The 16,012-nt window shown below is 48.0% G+C and carries 15 protein-coding genes; 7 read left to right on the top strand and 8 right to left on the bottom strand.

The genetic code is table 11. The features are described 5' to 3' along the window. Together CBI30_RS10900 and scpB are read right to left on the bottom strand one after the other, a co-directional pair. Window positions 1-755: S4 domain-containing protein (locus CBI30_RS10900; protein WP_276207153.1), on the bottom strand; the 755-nt coding region annotated here is incomplete at its 3' end. A gap of 6 nt (window positions 756-761) precedes the next feature. After that, window positions 762-1,505 carry an SMC-Scp complex subunit ScpB gene (gene scpB, locus CBI30_RS10905; protein ID WP_088528316.1) on the bottom strand — a complete coding sequence of 248 codons (744 nt, stop codon included), beginning with the start codon at window positions 1,503-1,505 and terminating at the stop codon, window positions 762-764. Window positions 1,506-1,706: 201 nt separating this feature from the next. Between scpB and CBI30_RS10910 the strand changes: the two genes are divergently transcribed. Then, complete coding sequence (locus tag CBI30_RS10910) at window positions 1,707-2,621, top strand: patatin-like phospholipase family protein (RefSeq protein WP_088528317.1); 915 nt, start codon at window positions 1,707-1,709, stop codon at window positions 2,619-2,621. Between the two features lie 20 nt (window positions 2,622-2,641). Here the strand turns inward: CBI30_RS10910 and CBI30_RS10915 are convergent, their stop codons facing one another. The 5 genes from CBI30_RS10915 to CBI30_RS10935 form a co-directional block, all read right to left on the bottom strand. Next, window positions 2,642-3,325, bottom strand: a complete 684-nt coding sequence (locus tag CBI30_RS10915) for a C40 family peptidase (protein WP_088528318.1) — start codon at window positions 3,323-3,325, stop codon at window positions 2,642-2,644. 138 nt (window positions 3,326-3,463) lie between these two features. After that, on the bottom strand, window positions 3,464-5,164 hold the full coding sequence (locus tag CBI30_RS10920; RefSeq protein WP_088528319.1) for an ABC transporter ATP-binding protein: 1,701 nt from the start codon (window positions 5,162-5,164) through the stop codon (window positions 3,464-3,466). Further along, a complete protein-coding gene (locus tag CBI30_RS10925) occupies window positions 5,161-6,186 on the bottom strand; it encodes an ABC transporter permease (RefSeq protein ID WP_088528320.1) in 1,026 nt (341 codons plus the stop codon). Before CBI30_RS10925 ends, CBI30_RS10920 begins: the two co-directional genes overlap by 4 nt. After that, window positions 6,183-7,247: a microcin C ABC transporter permease YejB gene (locus CBI30_RS10930; RefSeq protein ID WP_206075640.1), complete on the bottom strand. Its 1,065-nt coding sequence runs from the start codon at window positions 7,245-7,247 to the stop codon at window positions 6,183-6,185. The genes CBI30_RS10925 and CBI30_RS10930 overlap by 4 nt, the downstream gene beginning before the upstream one ends. Before the next feature lie 11 nt (window positions 7,248-7,258). Beyond that, complete coding sequence (locus tag CBI30_RS10935) at window positions 7,259-9,130, bottom strand: extracellular solute-binding protein (RefSeq protein ID WP_088528322.1); 1,872 nt, start codon at window positions 9,128-9,130, stop codon at window positions 7,259-7,261. A gap of 50 nt (window positions 9,131-9,180) precedes the next feature. Between CBI30_RS10935 and fabI the strand changes: the two genes are divergently transcribed. From fabI to CBI30_RS10965, 6 genes are all read left to right on the top strand, one after another. After that, window positions 9,181-9,966 carry an enoyl-ACP reductase FabI gene (fabI, locus tag CBI30_RS10940; protein ID WP_088528323.1) on the top strand — a complete coding sequence of 262 codons (786 nt, stop codon included), beginning with the start codon at window positions 9,181-9,183 and terminating at the stop codon, window positions 9,964-9,966. Continuing rightward, entirely contained in the window at window positions 9,963-11,291 is a 1,329-nt protein-coding gene (gene chrA, locus CBI30_RS10945) for a chromate efflux transporter (protein ID WP_088528324.1), read from the top strand. Before fabI ends, chrA begins: the two co-directional genes overlap by 4 nt. Window positions 11,292-11,321: 30 nt before the next feature. Further along, window positions 11,322-12,206, top strand: a complete 885-nt coding sequence (locus CBI30_RS10950) for an HTD2 family dehydratase (RefSeq protein WP_088528325.1) — start codon at window positions 11,322-11,324, stop codon at window positions 12,204-12,206. 18 nt (window positions 12,207-12,224) lie between these two features. Beyond that, the gene (locus CBI30_RS10955; protein WP_088528326.1) at window positions 12,225-13,595 is read left to right on the top strand and encodes an MmgE/PrpD family protein; all 1,371 of its coding nucleotides are present in this window, start codon (window positions 12,225-12,227) and stop codon (window positions 13,593-13,595) included. 69 nt (window positions 13,596-13,664) lie between these two features. Next, on the top strand, window positions 13,665-14,510 hold the full coding sequence (locus tag CBI30_RS10960) for an HpcH/HpaI aldolase/citrate lyase family protein (protein WP_088528327.1): 846 nt from the start codon (window positions 13,665-13,667) through the stop codon (window positions 14,508-14,510). Between the two features lie 57 nt (window positions 14,511-14,567). Then, complete coding sequence (locus CBI30_RS10965; protein ID WP_088528328.1) at window positions 14,568-15,560, top strand: Bug family tripartite tricarboxylate transporter substrate binding protein; 993 nt, start codon at window positions 14,568-14,570, stop codon at window positions 15,558-15,560. Window positions 15,561-15,626: 66 nt separating this feature from the next. Here CBI30_RS10965 and CBI30_RS10970 read toward each other — a convergent pair. After that, a partial coding sequence (locus CBI30_RS10970) for an IS3 family transposase (RefSeq protein WP_143744401.1) occupies window positions 15,627-16,012 on the bottom strand: 386 nt, incomplete at its 5' end.

Below are 16,012 nucleotides of genomic sequence, written 5' to 3' on the forward strand. Positions count from 1 at the left end.
TTAGTCTGNNTCTTGCGATGCACTGGCTTGCCATTGATACGCACTTGATCAGTTGGCCCAATGCGCTGACCAATATGTGCGGGCAAACCATTTACCGAAACACGACCTTGGATGATTAAGTCTTCCATGTCACGACGCGATCCCATGCCGACATCAGCCAACACTTTATGCAGCTTCACGGTATCTTCGTCGTCAGCGTCGTCGTCTAAACCATCTAGGTCAGACCACACCTCATCACGCAAACTGAGTGGTAAGTCATCGATGTTTGCAAATTGCAAACTGCTCATCTCATCTTCGCTAGGAACATCTGCATCCTCATCGTGGCGCACACGTTGCGCACGGCGCTCAGCACCAGTCTGATGAGAAATTTCATTCTCATTAAGGCCGTCGGGATTTTTTATTTCAAGGGCTTCAGGAGCGTCTAATGCAGCGTCAAATTCCCCAGAGACCACAGATGCAAATAAAGCTTCACTCTCTGCTGGATTGGGTGCGATTTTGACAGGTTGATTATTGCCACCTTCACGCGGACCATTGGACTCGCCGCCTTCGCGACGTGGTCGATCCTTATTAAATGGGCGCTTCTTATTAAAAGGATGCTTGCTAGCGCCAGCACCTTGACGGCGTGGCCGACGTGGTCCAGCCTCGCGCCCTTCAGTCGTCGCACTCTCCGAACCGGAAGGCGCTGACTCTCTATTGGTGGAATTGTCCGATGTCGGTTTAATCGGAGATGAATCGTTTTCGTTGGAGCTTGTCATTAATAATTATTTTTGTTCGTCTGATTTTTCTTCAGAATCTGAGGTAACTTCTTCTGTTGTTTTATCTGCTATTTCTTCTGCTATTTCTTCTACTTCTTCTGGAACCACTTCAGCAATTTCTTTGCTCTCTACCTGAATAAGAGGCTGACCGTTTTCGTCTAACTCGATTACTGTTTCTACAGTAGCGGTCGGATCAAACTCCATTACCGCTTGACCCAATTGCTCAGCAGCAGCCATCGGTGCAGTATCTTCCAGCATTGGCAAGCTTTGTAAATTGGTGAGACTTAAGTCATCCAAGAACTGTTTTGTCGTTGCGTATAAACCAGGGCGGCCAATAGTTTCCTTGTGACCAATAACCTCTACCCAACCGCGATCTTCCAATTGCTTCATGACGTTACTACTCACAGCAACACCACGAATCTCTTCGATTTCGCCACGGGTGACGGGCTGACGATAGGCAATAATCGCCAAGGTCTCCATTACTGCACGAGAATACTTCGGCGGTTTTTCTGGAGTCAAACGATCCAAGTATTCGCGCATCACCAAACGACTCTGAAAACGCCAGCCGGTAGCAATGTGCACTAACTCCATGCCTTTATCTTCCCAGGCTTTTTGAAGCTCCAAAAGAGTAACGTCAATCTCTCCAGCTGGGATCTCTTCGACAAATAAGCGCGTGAGATCAGCAACTGTCAATGGTTCTTGCGCGCACAAGAGGGCTGTTTCAATTACGCGTTTATTGTGATCATCCATAAAATTCGGGCTATCAGGCAATCACCTGATTAGGGTATAAAAGTGTATTTCAGTAATGGGTTGGTGGTGTTCTGGTGGCGCTCTTTAGCTACTACGGGCATTGCATCTACAAAAATTCGCTTTCGAGAGCTACCCGCGCTGAAACGAAGTCTTTTCGCTCACTGTTCGGTCATTATAAGGGAGGCTCAATACAATAGCTATATGTATGAAATTACCACCCTAACCCCACTTTCATCGCCTGAGATTGATACAAGGCGCCGTTTCTTGAGCTTAGGCTTGGGTTTTAGCGCCCTCATTGGGGCTTCAAGCCTGACTGGGTGTGGCTCAATGGGTAGTCGCAAACCCATCATCGGCCTTGCTCTAGGGGCTGGGGCTGCGCGAGGTTTTGCTCATATTGGGGTGATTAAGGCTCTCGAGGCTCAAGGGATCAGGCCTGATATCGTGGTGGGCAGCAGTGCTGGCAGCGTGATTGCTGCCTTACTGGCCTCTGGCGCCACGGGTAATGACCTCAATCGACTCGCCTTAAATTTAGATGAAGCTACCATCGCAGACTGGGGCCTCCCTTTTGCCGGTAGATTTGGCGGCCTTATTAAAGGTGATGCCCTCCAAAACATGGTGAACCGTGAGGTCCAAAATAAATCCATTGAGCAGATGCGCATTCCATTGGGAATTGTGGCTACCGAATTGCAGTCCGGTAAAGGCGTTCTATTTAGAACTGGCAATACAGGCCTAGCAGTGCGTGCTTCTTGTAGCGTCCCTGGCGTATTCCAGCCGGCTGTCATTAGCGGTAAAGAATATGTGGATGGTGGCTTAGTCGCGCCTGTCCCAGTAAGTTATGCCAAACAGATGGGCGCCACCCTCGTGATCGCAGTCAACATCTCTTCAGAGCCTGTGCATCAAGATGCCAGCGGAACTTTCGGCATCCTACAGCAGACCATCTCCATCATGCAGCGGAGCATCAATCAATACGAACTCAAAAGCGCTGACATTGTGATCACCCCCCTTCTCAAGCAAATGAGTAGTGGCGACTTCAGATCCAGAAATGCTGCGATCCTAGCTGGCGAGGTAGCCGCACAGGAGCAAATGGGGCTGATTAAAGAAAAGCTGAAAGGCTAGTACTGCCCTGGCCCCAGAGCTTACAGATTCCGGGACTTGCGCTTGAGTTTATTAACTTCGTTCAACAACTCTTGACGCTCTGCATCACCTAGGTTGTCGCTGCCGTCTAAACGGCGTGCACCGTCAAATCGCTTATCCCAGTAGAGGCTACCAAGATCATCTACACGCACACTGGTGCCTTTAGATGGAGAGTGAATAAATTTATTGTCGCCAACATAAATGCCAACATGAGAAAAAGTTAAACGCATGGTGTTGAAGAACACCAAGTCACCAGGCTGTAATTCATCACGATTAATCGGCTTACCAACACGACTCATTTGGGTTGACTTGCGCGGCAACAAAAAGCCCAGCTTATCTTTAAAGACATAGCCAACAAAGCTACTACCATCCAAACCAGATTGTGGCAACTCAGCATCCCAGCGATAACGCACGCCAATCACTTCCATAGCACGGTTAATCAACTCATCTGATTTACCGGTAACGGAATCAGCCAAGCGGTCAGATACGCGAGCAAAGTAGGACTTACCCGCCTGAAACATGCTTTCTTTGGGAGTGTCTTTGGCAACATCAACTGAAGATTCTTTGGCATCAGTAACTGGAGAGTCTGCCGCGATTGCTGGATGAGTGGCGAGAACGAACGCAAGCAGAAAGGCCTTGGGCATTTGTTTGATCAGCGCTGAAAAGAGGTCTTTTTTAAAGAGCATCTGACCATTCTAACAAAGAAGCGTTATTTATCCAAATCCTAGCCATAGGGCTAACTCATTGTTTTGAATAGGGTATTTACTATTATTGGGCATGAATGCACCAATTTAGCGCCTTGTAGATCCTCTTTCTAAAAGACCCTAAGTCAGTTCGGCGGCTGCAAAAAGCTCCTGGGTATAACTTTGACGGGGATGACGAATTAAAGTCTCGGTATCCCCAAACTCCACTACTCGACCCTCTTTTAGAACCATGACTTCATGAGACATTGCCCGAATCACTGCCAAGTCATGGCTAATCATGAGGTAGGCCAAGTTGTATTTTTTCTGAAGCTCGGTGAGTAAGGCGAGTACTTGCTTTTGAATCGACACATCCAGCGCCGAAGTAGGTTCGTCCAATACCAAGATCTGTGGTTTCAGAATTAAGGCACGAGCAATCGCAATACGCTGCCTCTGACCACCAGAAAATTCATGGGGATAACGCAGGAGCGCCGAGCGATCCATTCCTACCTCTCGCAAAATATCCAAGACACGAGACTCACGCTCTGCCGCAGATAACTGTGGGAAGTGAACATCCAGGCCCTCAGAAACGATTTGCATAATATTCATGCGCGGGGAAAGTGAGCCAAATGGATCCTGAAAAATCACTTGCAAACTCGAGCGCATCGCGCGGCGTTCTACCGGTTTCAACTTTTGCCAAACCGTACCCAGCACATCTACATCACCAGTAATCTGCGCAGCAGAATCACCCAGCAAACCTAGGACTGCCATTCCTAAAGTGGTTTTGCCAGAGCCAGATTCACCAATGACGCCGATCGTCTGCCCCTGTTTAAGTTCAAACCCAACCTTGCGAAGAACTGTGTGACGTGGCGACTTTTTAAACCATCCCGTTGAATCCGTCCCTGGATAGGAGACCGATAAGTTCTCCGCCTTCAACAGCACGGGAGCTAAGGGCATGACTGGCGCTAGATCACGAACCGGCTCACTATTGACCAAGGCTTTTGTATAAGCATTTTCTGGATGTTTAAATACTTGCTTAGTGAGGCCAACTTCCATGAGGTTGCCTTGATTGAGAACGGCAACTCTTTGAGCGAAATGCTTTACTAAATTAAGATCGTGAGTAATCAGCAAAATCGCCATACCGCCATCCTCTTTGGATTCTTCTTGCAACTCTTTGAGTAAATCTAAGATCTGCAGACGCAAGCTCACATCTAAAGCAGTAGTAGGTTCATCAGCGATCAGTAGTCTTGGCTTGCAAGCTAATGCCATCGCAATCATGGCGCGTTGGCGCTGCCCACCAGAAAGCTGATGGGGATAAGAATGAAAGCGTTTACCTGGCTCAGGAATACCTGTCTTTTTGAGCAAGTCAATCGCTGCAGACGTGCAATCCGCTTTGGAGATCAGAGGTTGATACACCTGTACCGCCTCGACTATTTGATTGCCTATAGTAAATAAGGGATTGAGCGCAGTCATTGGCTCCTGAAACACCATGGCAATCTCACGACCACGAATGTCTCGAATATCTTGCATCGGTAGTGAAAGTAAATCAACAGGCTCAGCTTTGGCTTGATTGCTTGATTGCTGATTTGATTTCTTAGCGCCACTCCATAAAATTCGGCCAGCAGTTTTGGCACCTTCTGGCTCCAGTCGTAATGGGGCTAGCGCTGTCAAGGTCTTGCCAGAGCCTGATTCCCCGACTAAAGCAACCCGCTCACCCACTCCAATCTCTAAATCCAAATGGCTAACAGCAAACTTTTCACGACGACCAGACCCAAAAGAAATGGAGAAGTCTTCATAACGCAGTAGTGGAGCGGCTGGTTTGAACGAGTCATTCACGGTACTCATGAGCGCCCTCCACTCATGGCGCCCGACTTACGAGAATCGAAAGCATCACGCAATGCCTCCCCCATAAAGGTGAGCAACAGCAATGTGGCAACGAGCACCACAAAGGTCGATAGTGAAATCCACCACGCATCTAAATTACTCTTGCCTTGCGAAAGCAATTCACCAAGGCTGGGAGTTCCAGGTGGAACCCCAAGACCCAAGAAATCCAAGCTCGTGAGCGACAAAATCGCGGCACTCATTCTAAAAGGAAGAAAGGTGATGACTGGCGTCAGGCTATTGGGGAGAATATGGCGGCGCATGATTTGCAAATTGGTCAATCCCAATGCTCGTGCGGCACGCACATACTCGAGAGCGCGATTACGGAAGAACTCAGCGCGCACATAATCTGATAAACCCATCCAGCCAAAAGCTGCTAGCAAAATAATCAACAACCAAATACTCGGATTAAAGATGGAGGCAAAGATAATGAGCAAGTACAACTCAGGCATGGCCGACCAAATCTCAATTAAGCGCTGAGAGATGAGGTCAAACTTACCCCCAAAGAAGCCCATTAAAGATCCAGTGATGATGCCCACGCTCACGCCAACAATGGTGAGCGCCAAGCCAAACAAGATCGATAAACGGAAACCATAAATGAGACGCGACAAGACATCGCGCCCACGATCATCAGTGCCTAACCAGTTATCAAAAGAGGGTGGCGCGGGATTCGGTACCTTTGAAAAGTAATTGAGCGTCTCATAGCTATATGGGATGGGGGGATAGATTGCCCAATTACCCTTACTTGTAATGTTGTGACGAATATCGGGATCTAAAAAATCTGTTGGCGTGGCAAAGTCTCCACCAAAGACCCGCTCTGGCTGAGACTTTAAGATCGGGAAATAAAACTTGCCTTCATAGCGCACGATTAATGGCTTGTCATTTGCAATCAACTCAGCGCACATAGAGAGCCCAAATAACACCATGAAGATCCATAGGCTGGCGTAACCCATGCGGCTATTCTTAAAACGATGCCAGCGACTCATGATCCACCCCCTGCACCGAACTGAATGCGCGGATCAATGTAGACATAGCAAAGATCAGAAATGAGCTTGGTAAATAAGCCAATCAGAGTAAATAGGTAGAGTGTTCCAAAAACTACTGGGTAGTCGCGACGCATCACTGACTCATAAGATAGCAAGCCAAGTCCGTCTAAGGAGAACAGGGTTTCTATCAAGAGTGAGCCAGTAAAGAACGCTCCTATAAATGCCGCTGGGAAACCTGTTACCAAAGGCAGCAAGGCATTGCGGAAAACGTGCTTCCAAAGAACTTGTTTTTCAGTCAGTCCTTTTGCTCTCGCAGTTAAAACATACTGCTTACGAATCTCCTCCAAGAATGAATTCTTAGTCAACATCGTGATCACTGCAAAACTTCCCAAAACAGATGCAGTGATTGGCAACACAAGGTGCCATAAATAATCCATCACCTTGCCCATCATGCTCAGCTCGTCCCAGTTATCCGAAGTCAGACCCCGAAGAGGAAAGATTTGCAAGAAACTACCGCCGCCAAAAATAACCAGCAGCAGGACACCCAATACAAACCCGGGAATGGCATAACCAACCAAAATCATCGTGCTCGTGATCGCATCAAAGCGCGAACCATCCCTGACTGCCTTGGCAATACCCAAAGGGATCGATACTAAGTAGGTTAAGAAGAATGTCCATAGACCAATACTGATAGACACTGGTAATTTTGAAATCACCAACTGCCAAACACTTTGATGTTGGTAGTAACTCTCGCCCAAATCAAATTGCGCAAAACGTTTGAGCATCATGAAGTAGCGCTCTACCGGTGGCTTATCAAATCCATAAAGAACCTTTACTTCTGCCAGACGCTCCGCATCCACCCCTTGGCGTCCGCGATAGTTGCTACCACCACCCGAGGACTCGGCGCCACTAACTGCTGCATCACCCTTTCCCTTGAGCTCTAACATCAATTGCTCTACTGGACCGCCTGGTACAAATTGCACGACGGCAAAGGTGAGTGTTAGAACCCCTAACAAGGTAGGGATCATCAAGAGCATGCGCTTGAAAATATAGGACCACATTTGCCCCTGCATTAGCGCACCCCTTCTTTCCACCAATTAAGCAGAATCCAAGATTCGGCGGTGTAATACAAGGGGGGCTCTGGATAGCGCATCTCCTTACGATACGCGATTCGGTGCGTTGGGTTGTACCACTGCGGAATCACATAATGGCTATTCCAGAGTACCCGATCTAAGGCTCTCGTCGCAGCACGTAATTCTTCACGGGTCTGAGCCTTCACAACAGCATCTACCAAAGCATCGACTACTGGAGATTGAACCCCAATCACATTGTCAGAACCTTTTTCTTTGGCAGCTTGACTACCAAAGCGATCCCACAGCTCATTGCCAGGACTTTGTGAATCCGGAAAACGAATGGTGGTCATATCAAAATCGTATTCATCCATGCGCTTCTGATGCAAAGCAAAGTCACTGGTCCGAATATCGACCTGAATACCCAGCTTCTCTAAATTACGTACGTAGGAAGAAATCACTCTTAAGAAAAAAGGGCCGTCTTCCACCATCTCGAAACGGAAAGGCTCACCTTGCATATTGCGCAGTGCCCCATCTCGGTATTGCCAGCCAGCCTGAGCCAGCAAGTCACGTGCCTTACGAAGGTTCTGACGCAAACTATCTGGCGCAACAGTGGAAGGTGCAGCGGGCATCGGACCAAAGACTGCGTCAGGCACCCACTTGGGGTATTGAGCTTTGAGTGGTTTTAGCAACTTCAGCTCTGCTTCAGTAGGTTTGCGTGGACCATCGAAATTGGCGCTCAGATCACTATTGGTAAAGTAACTATTGATGCGACTGTATTGCTCAAAAAAGAGTTGGCGATTGAGCCACTCAAAGTCAAGGGCGTAACCCAAAGCTTGGCGTACGCGTGGATCTTGAAAAATTGGTCTACGGACATTCATGGCAAAGCCTTGCATGCCGGCGCCGTTGTGATTTAAAAATGCCTTCTTCTCTAAGGTGCCATCATTAAACCTTGGACCCACATAACTCTTCGCCCAATTCTTAGCGCGGTATTCCACTAAAGCATCGAACTCCCCAGCTTTGAAGGCTTCCAGGCGAACGGCATCATCACTGTAGAGCTTGTAATTGATTCGGTCAAAGTTATAAAAACCCACACGCACATTGATGGTCTTGCCGCCTTGGTCAGCCCAGTAGTTTGGGTTACGCTTAAAGATCATGGTCTTACCCGCCTTGTAAGACTCAATCACATAAGGCCCACTAGCCAATGGCAATTCAAAAGTGAGCTTATCGAAAGGAGTAATCGTGCCGTCGGGTTTCTTACCCCAGTTGCGAGAGAACACGGGCAAGGTACCCACCATCACCGGCAGCTCTGGATTACGATTCTTAAAGTCAAAGCGGATTACTCGATCAGAAACGACTACTGCCTGCTTTACATCGGCATAGACGGTTTTGAATTGCGGATTTGCCAGTGAGCTCATCAAGGTGTCAAAGCTGTGTTTCACATCACCCGCCAAGATAGCGCTACCGTCTGAGAACTTAGCCTCTGGACGAATGCGGAATACCACTGACATCTTGTCGGGCGCAACAGCAATATCTTCCGCTATCAATCCATACGCACTAGAGACTTCATCTGCACTACCTACCGCCAAAGACTCAAACATCAACTGAGCTACGCCAGGGGCAGCCACACCCCGCAAGGTAAAAGGATTGAACTTATCAAAGCTGGTGCGGCGATCCGGATTAGGCAGGATTAATGTCCCACCCCTTGGAGCTTGAGGATTGACATAGTCAAAATGGCTAAACCCATCAGCATATTTGGGTTTCCCATACTGAGCGATCCCCTGGGCACCATGGGCTGAATTCACTGCTAGCCCAGCCAGAATAGCTAAGAGTAAGAATGTATGGATTTGGCGGATGGCGGGGAACATGGGCATATATGCAACAATTGTAGATAGCAAACCACATTTGAAGCAAAGGACACATTATGGGCTTTCTCGCTGGCAAAAAAATTCTGATTACCGGCCTTCTTTCCAACCGCTCTATTGCCTATGGCATTGCCAAGGCATGCCACCGTGAAGGGGCTGAATTAGCCTTTACCTACGTCGGTGAGCGCTTTAAGGATCGTATTGTTGATTTTGCTAAAGAATTCAATACTGAATTGATTTTTGACTGCGATGTTGGTAGCGACGAGCAAATTTCCGCTCTTTTTAAGGACTTGGCAAAGTCTTGGCCACAATTTGACGGCTTTGTACACGCGATTGGTTTTGCACCACGCGAAGCGATTGCCGGCGACTTTTTAGAGGGTCTTTCTCGCGAAGGCTTCAAAATTGCCCACGATATCTCTGCTTACAGCTTCCCAGCAATGGCAAAAGAAGCTTTGCCGATGTTGCGCGATAAATCCTCCCTGCTCACATTGACTTACTTAGGTAGCATGCGCAACGTGCCGAACTACAACACCATGGGTCTTGCAAAAGCCTCACTTGAGGCCTCGGTTCGTTATATCGCTGGATCAGTCGGGCCTAAAGGCATTCGTGCTAACGGCATTTCTGCTGGCCCGATTAAAACTTTGGCTGCTGCCGGCATTAAAGGCTTCAGCAAAATTTTGGAAGCAGTTGAGCAAACAGCTCCGATGCGTCGCAACGTCACGATTGATGATGTCGGCAACACTGCCGCTTTCTTATTATCCGATTTAGCCAATGGCATTACCGCTGAAATCATTTATGTAGATAACGGTTTTAGCCAAGTCGTTGGCGGAATGGAAGAAGTTTGACCGTTCCACTTCGCGAGGCCCTCAAGTTTTGGGCTAAGCTCGGTTTTATTAGCTTTGGTGGGCCCGCAGGACAAATCGCCGTCCTTCACCAAGAGCTTGTTGAGAAGCGCCGCTGGATTTCTGAGCGGCGCTTTTTACATGCGCTCAACTATTGCATGCTTCTCCCTGGGCCCGAAGCCCAGCAGCTAGTGACTTATATCGGTTGGCTCATGCATCGCACCTGGGGCGGCGTCTTGGCGGGCACCCTCTTTGTAATCCCCTCACTCTTCCTTTTAATTGGCCTATCCTGGGTTTACCTGACTTTTGGACAGGTACCTTGGATTGCTGCTATCTTCTTTGGCATCAAACCCGCAGTAACCGCAATCGTCTTACATGCCGCCGTCAAAATTGGTAAGCGCACAATCCATAATCAAGCATTGCGCGCGATTGCGCTGATTTCATTTCTAGCTATCTTCGTTCTCAATCTTGCTTTTCCCATTATTGTTTTGTGCGCTGCCTTGATTGGTATTTGGGGTGGTAAACGTTACCCAGAATATTTCCAGCAAGCCGGCTCGCACGGCAAGGGTAATGACAATCAGTATGGTGCTGCGCTAATTGACGATGACACACCAACCCCAGACCACGCCAAGTTTTCTACAAAAAGGCTCATTTTGCAGGGCTCAGTTGTTATCTTGCTCTGGTCAATTCCCTTTATTGCGCTTGTCCTGTTTTTTGGTTGGCAAACACTCTACCCACAAATTGCTTGGTTCTTCACTAAAGCCGCCTTTCTGACTTTTGGTGGCGCCTATGCGGTACTACCTTATGTATACCAAGGTGCGGTAGATCAATTTCATTGGCTTAGTGCTGGCCAGATGATGGATGGTCTTGCCCTAGGTGAAGCTACCCCCGGACCACTCATCATGGTGGTGGCCTTTGTTGGTTATCTGGCTGGCCATATTCAAAACCTGATTGGCAATACCAACCCATTTTGGTTTGGGGTGCTTGGCGCCTGCGTTGCCACCTGGTTTACTTTTCTACCTTCCTTTTTTCTAGTCCTCGTTGGTGGCCCATTGATTGAATCCACTCATGGAAAGCTAAGTTTTACCGCTCCCCTGACCGCAATCTCCGCAGCCGTAGTGGGCGTGATAGCGAACCTAGGCCTGTTCTTTGCATATCACGTCTTCTTTCCCCATGGTCTTGGCGGTTCAATCTCCTGGGTCTCTATAGTGATCACTGTATTTGCTGGGCTGGCCCTCTTTAAGTTTCAAAAAGGGGTGATCAGTGTTTTGACTGGTTCCGCGCTTGCTGGACTACTCAGCTATCTAGTCGCCAGTTTATTGATCTAGCAAAGCAATATTGGGGCTGAAATTGGCATAATGGAAGTTATGCGAATCGAAACTCAAACCATCACCCATCTGCAAGAATGGCTCGGGAAAACTGAGACCCTTCAAGACACCGTTACCGCTGCGCCTGTCAAAGCCTTATCAGCAACACTAGACAGGCCTGACCCAGCGCCAAGTAGAGGGACCTTTCTTCCAGAGTTATGGCATTGGCTGTATTTTTTGCCCTGTGCCCTTCAATCGGAAATTGGTTCCGACGGACATCCAAAACGTGGCGGCTTTTTGCCCCCCGTGCCATTGCCAAGACGCATGTGGGCTGGCAGTCGTATCCAGTGGTTAGCGCCACTGTCAGTGGGCGATGAAATCGAACGTGTGTCCAAAATTGAATCAGTTACCCACAAGGCAGGTCGCACTGGTGACCTTATTTTTGTTTTAGTAAAACATAAGATCTCCAATCAAGACGGCCTGGCTTTGATTGAAGAGCATGACATTGTGTATCGAGATGCTCCAGGTCCAGACGATAAGCCAGTGGCACCAACGCCTGCACCTACCAATGCGAAGTGGACAAAGACCATTGCGCCTGATGATGTGTTGTTATTTCGTTACTCAGCACTCACGTTCAACGGCCATCGCATTCATTACGATCGCAAATATGTGACTGAGGTTGAAGGCTATCCTGGCCTTATTGTTCATGGCCCTTTGATTGCCACCTTATTGGTAGATCTTGTACGTCAAAGCATTCCCGGCTGTACCCTCAAAAGTTTTGAGTTCCGCGCCATTCGCCCGACTTTTGATATCAATGTATTTAAGGTGAGCGCTAAACCCGATCTTGAGAAAGACTCTTCCGGAAAAACAATTTCCATCTGGGCTGAGGATCATGAAGGATGGCTCACGATGCAAGCAACGGCTGTATTGGCGTAATCAACAAATAATTTATCTATGACAATTCCACACCCATCCAAAGCCTTAGCTACTTTTGCGTCGCAATTAAAGATTGGCGATATTCCAAACGAGGTCCTGAATCGCGCTGAAGATTTATTAGTGGATTGGTTCGGCTCAGCAATTGCCGGCAAAGGTTCGCGCCCGGTAGAGGCCATTACGCAATTTGCTCAAAGCATGGGGGGCTTTAACAACACTCATCCTGGTAGCGCTGAAATCCTTATTGATCGGACGAGCTCAAGCCCTTTCTTGGCTGCCTTAGCCAATGCAGCTGCCTCACACGTAGCCGAGCAAGATGATGTTCACAATGGCTCCGTCTTTCACCCGGCTACAGTTGTGTTTCCTGCGGCACTAGCAACTGCACAAACGATTGGCGCTTCGGGTGAAGATCTTTTGGTCGCTGCTGTTGCTGGCTATGAAGTGGGCATTCGGGTAGGTGAATTTCTTGGGCGCTCACACTACAAAATATTTCACACTACCGGCACCGCAGGTACTTTAGCTGCTGCTGCTGCAGTGGGCCACCTACTCAAACTAGATCCCGCGCAAATGTTGCATGCCTTTGGCTCTGCTGGTACGCAGTCTGCCGGCCTGTGGGAGTTCCTCCGTGATGCTGCAGATTCCAAGCAGTTGCATACCGCACATGCTTCCTCTACCGGACTCATGTCAGCTTACTTAGCTCAATCTGGTTTTACTGGCGCAGAACATATCCTAGAAGGCAAGCAAGGCTTAGCTGCCGGCATGTCGAGTGATGCAGATCCTAGCAGGCTGACAGACAGATTAGGTAGTCGCTGGACTATTGCAGAAACTAGCTTTAAATATCACGCCTCCTGCCGTCATACCCACCCGGCTGCAGACGCATTATTACAAGTGATGCTGGCGCACAATCTCAAACCTAGCGATATCGCCAAAGTGGAAACCTTAGTACACCAAGGTGCAATTGATGTGCTTGGCCCCGTGACCGATCCAGCAACAGTGCATCAGTCGAAGTTTTCAATGGGGACTGTCTTAGCGCTAATTGCTCATTATCAATTTGCAGGCTTGCAAGAGTTTGCCCAACATTTTCATGATCAAGAGATCTGCGCATTCCGTGATCGCGTCACGATGATTTTGGACTCTGAAGTGGATGGCGCTTACCCGCAACGCTGGATTGGCAAAGTAAAAGTCTATCTACACAATGGTGAGGTGTTAGAAGGTCGCGTAGATGAGCCCAAAGGCGATCCCGGCAACACTTTAAGTCGCACTGAAATTACCGATAAAGCCATGCGTCTTGCCGCTTTTAGTGGTGGTGCAACTCCAACTGAAATGAGTGCAGCCATTGAGCGCTTGTGGAATATCCGCAAACAAGCCAAGATGGGCTTGTTAATCTCCTAGTGTCCTGATTTTCCAATCCTCCAATTTATTCAGTCCTATTTTTAGCTGCCTTATTTAAAGTTCCAACCTATGAACCCACTCGATACACCCATTGGCTTTAGTAGTAGTTTCTTGTTCGTGCCAGGTACCCGCCCAGAGCGTTTTGTCAAAGCATTAGATAGTGGCGCTGATGCCATCATCATTGATCTAGAAGATGCGGTTGCCGAAGAAGACAAACAAATGGCACGAGATGCAATCCGCACTGCTTGGCCCACATTTACCGCTGCACAGAAAAAGCGTTTAATCATTCGCTCAAATTCTCCTGGAAGTAAGTTTTACGCTGCGGACTTGATCTTGGTGCAAGAGCTGGATGCAGCTTGCTTGCTGATTCCCAAAAGCGAATCACTCGATCAAATCAATGGTGCCGCGCAAATTCTTCCGAACACCGCAATCATTCCCATGATTGAGACTGCAATTGGCCTTGATCGTCTGAATGAGATTGCGAACTCCGAACAAGTGTTGCGCCTCGCTTTGGGCAATATTGATTTACAAGCAGATCTAGGGATGGTGTGCGACCCCCAAGAAAGTGAACTTCACACTGCCCGCTTTCAGATTATCTTGGCCTCACGCCTGGCGCAGATTGCCCCTCCAATAGATGGGGTTACTCCCTCAACCGACGATATTGAGCGCATCACCGATGACGCTGAACGCGCCAAAAGAATGGGCTTTGGTGGCAAGCTGTGCATCCATCCAAAACAAGTTCCTTTGGTCAAGTCTGCCTTTATGCCTACTGCCAAAGAGGTCTCGTGGGCTCATCGGGTCATTGAGGCCGATAAGGCATCCAAAGGTGGCGCAGTAAAATTGGATGGTCGCATGATTGACCGCCCCGTAGTTTTATTAGCGCAAAGAACACTGGCAATTGCTGGTAAACCCTAAAGCCGATAGCGCTTAAAGGTGAGAAAATTACTTTGCATCACATATATGGAGACATTGATGAAATTTAAGAAAACATTATTCGCTGGAATTGCTGTCATTGCAGGCGCTAGCGCTTTACTTACTAGCAACATGGCATCAGCCCAAAAAGATTGGCCTACCAAAAATATTCAATTGGTTGTTCCATTTGCAGCTGGTGGTCCGACTGACACTATCGCACGCTTAATTGCAGTGCCAATGGGTCAAGCTTTGGGTCAAACTGTTGTAGTTGAAAACGTTCCTGGTGCTGGCGGAACAATCGCATCTACTAAAGTAGCGCGCGCAGCTCCAGATGGCTACACCATCTACATTCACCATATGGGTATGGCTACAGCAAATGCACTGTACGACAAGCTCCCGTACGATCCAATGACTAGCTTTGAGTACATCGGTCAAGTAGCTGACGTACCAATGGTATTGCTAGGCAAGAAAGATTTGCCTGCCAATAACTTTAAAGAGCTCGAAGCCTACATCCGAGCTAACGGCTCTAAGGTAACGATGGCTAACGCCGGCCCTGGTGCAGTGTCACAGCTATGCGGCTTATTATTTCAAAGTCGTTTAGGTGTTAGGTTAACCAACATTCCTTACAAGGGAACTGGTCCTGCCTTGACCGACCTCTTGGGTGGTCAAGTTGATCTCTTGTGTGACCAAACTACACAAACCATTCCTTACATCAAGGATGGTCGTGTAAAAGCATTTGGCACAACCACTATGAAGCGTTTGCCAGCCATTCCTAATGTTCCAACTTTGAACGAACAAGGCCTCAAAGGATTTGAAGTCAAAGTTTGGCATGGTGTGTACGCTCCAAAAGGAACGCCTCAACCTGTTCTAGACAAAATCAATGCTGCCCTCAAGAAGGCGTTGAATACTCCTGATGTCAAAAAGCGCTTGGAAGATTCCAATATTGATATCGTGCCAATGGATAAAGTATCTGCCAAAGGCCTCAAGTCTCATCTTGAAAGCGAAATCAACGCCTGGGGTCCAGTCATTCGCAAAGCAAATATTCCAGATTAATCTCGGAATAGCAGCCAACAAAAAAGCCAGCGATCTGAACTGACCCACAAAAGTTGGACAGTTTAATCAGGTTAGCACGAGGGATTGAGTTCGGTATTGAACCGGGCTCAATCCCTTTAGTTTTTCCTTGATTCGATCATGGTTGTAGTAGTGGATGTAGTCCTTAAGCTCCGTTTTAAATGATTGAACATCTGAGAACTTCTTTTGGTAGAAGAACTCGGTTTTCATAATCCCAAACCAGTTTTCCATGACTGCGTTATCCAGACAGTTGCCTTTTCTAGACATGCTTTGGCTAAGACCTTGTACCTTCAAAGCCTGTTGATAAATCCCCATTTGGTATTGCCAGCCTTGGTCTGAGTGCAGCATAGGTTGCTCACTATTACCCAGTCTTTTAAAAGCACTTTTGAGCATCTCCATCACCGAGCGGATCTGAGGTCTATCAGCGATCTCAT

The sequence above is a fragment of the Polynucleobacter aenigmaticus genome, assembly GCF_002206635.1.
GTDB lineage: Bacteria > Pseudomonadota > Gammaproteobacteria > Burkholderiales > Burkholderiaceae > Polynucleobacter > Polynucleobacter aenigmaticus.

Excerpts from the sequence above, each read along its gene's own strand:
- scpB (WP_088528316.1), bottom strand. The coding sequence starts at position 1,505 with ATGGATGATCACAATAAACGCGTAATTGAAACAGCCCTCTTGTGCGCG.
- CBI30_RS10910 (WP_088528317.1), top strand. The coding sequence starts at position 1,707 with ATGTATGAAATTACCACCCTAACCCCACTTTCATCGCCTGAGATTGAT.
- CBI30_RS10915 (WP_088528318.1), bottom strand. The coding sequence starts at position 3,325 with ATGCTCTTTAAAAAAGACCTCTTTTCAGCGCTGATCAAACAAATGCCC.
- CBI30_RS10920 (WP_088528319.1), bottom strand. The coding sequence starts at position 5,164 with ATGAGTACCGTGAATGACTCGTTCAAACCAGCCGCTCCACTACTGCGT.
- CBI30_RS10925 (WP_088528320.1), bottom strand. The coding sequence starts at position 6,186 with ATGAGTCGCTGGCATCGTTTTAAGAATAGCCGCATGGGTTACGCCAGC.
- CBI30_RS10930 (WP_206075640.1), bottom strand. The coding sequence starts at position 7,247 with ATGTGGTCCTATATTTTCAAGCGCATGCTCTTGATGATCCCTACCTTG.
- CBI30_RS10935 (WP_088528322.1), bottom strand. The coding sequence starts at position 9,130 with ATGCCCATGTTCCCCGCCATCCGCCAAATCCATACATTCTTACTCTTA.
- fabI (WP_088528323.1), top strand. The coding sequence starts at position 9,181 with ATGGGCTTTCTCGCTGGCAAAAAAATTCTGATTACCGGCCTTCTTTCC.
- CBI30_RS10950 (WP_088528325.1), top strand. The coding sequence starts at position 11,322 with ATGGAAGTTATGCGAATCGAAACTCAAACCATCACCCATCTGCAAGAA.
- CBI30_RS10955 (WP_088528326.1), top strand. The coding sequence starts at position 12,225 with ATGACAATTCCACACCCATCCAAAGCCTTAGCTACTTTTGCGTCGCAA.
- CBI30_RS10960 (WP_088528327.1), top strand. The coding sequence starts at position 13,665 with ATGAACCCACTCGATACACCCATTGGCTTTAGTAGTAGTTTCTTGTTC.
- CBI30_RS10965 (WP_088528328.1), top strand. The coding sequence starts at position 14,568 with ATGAAATTTAAGAAAACATTATTCGCTGGAATTGCTGTCATTGCAGGC.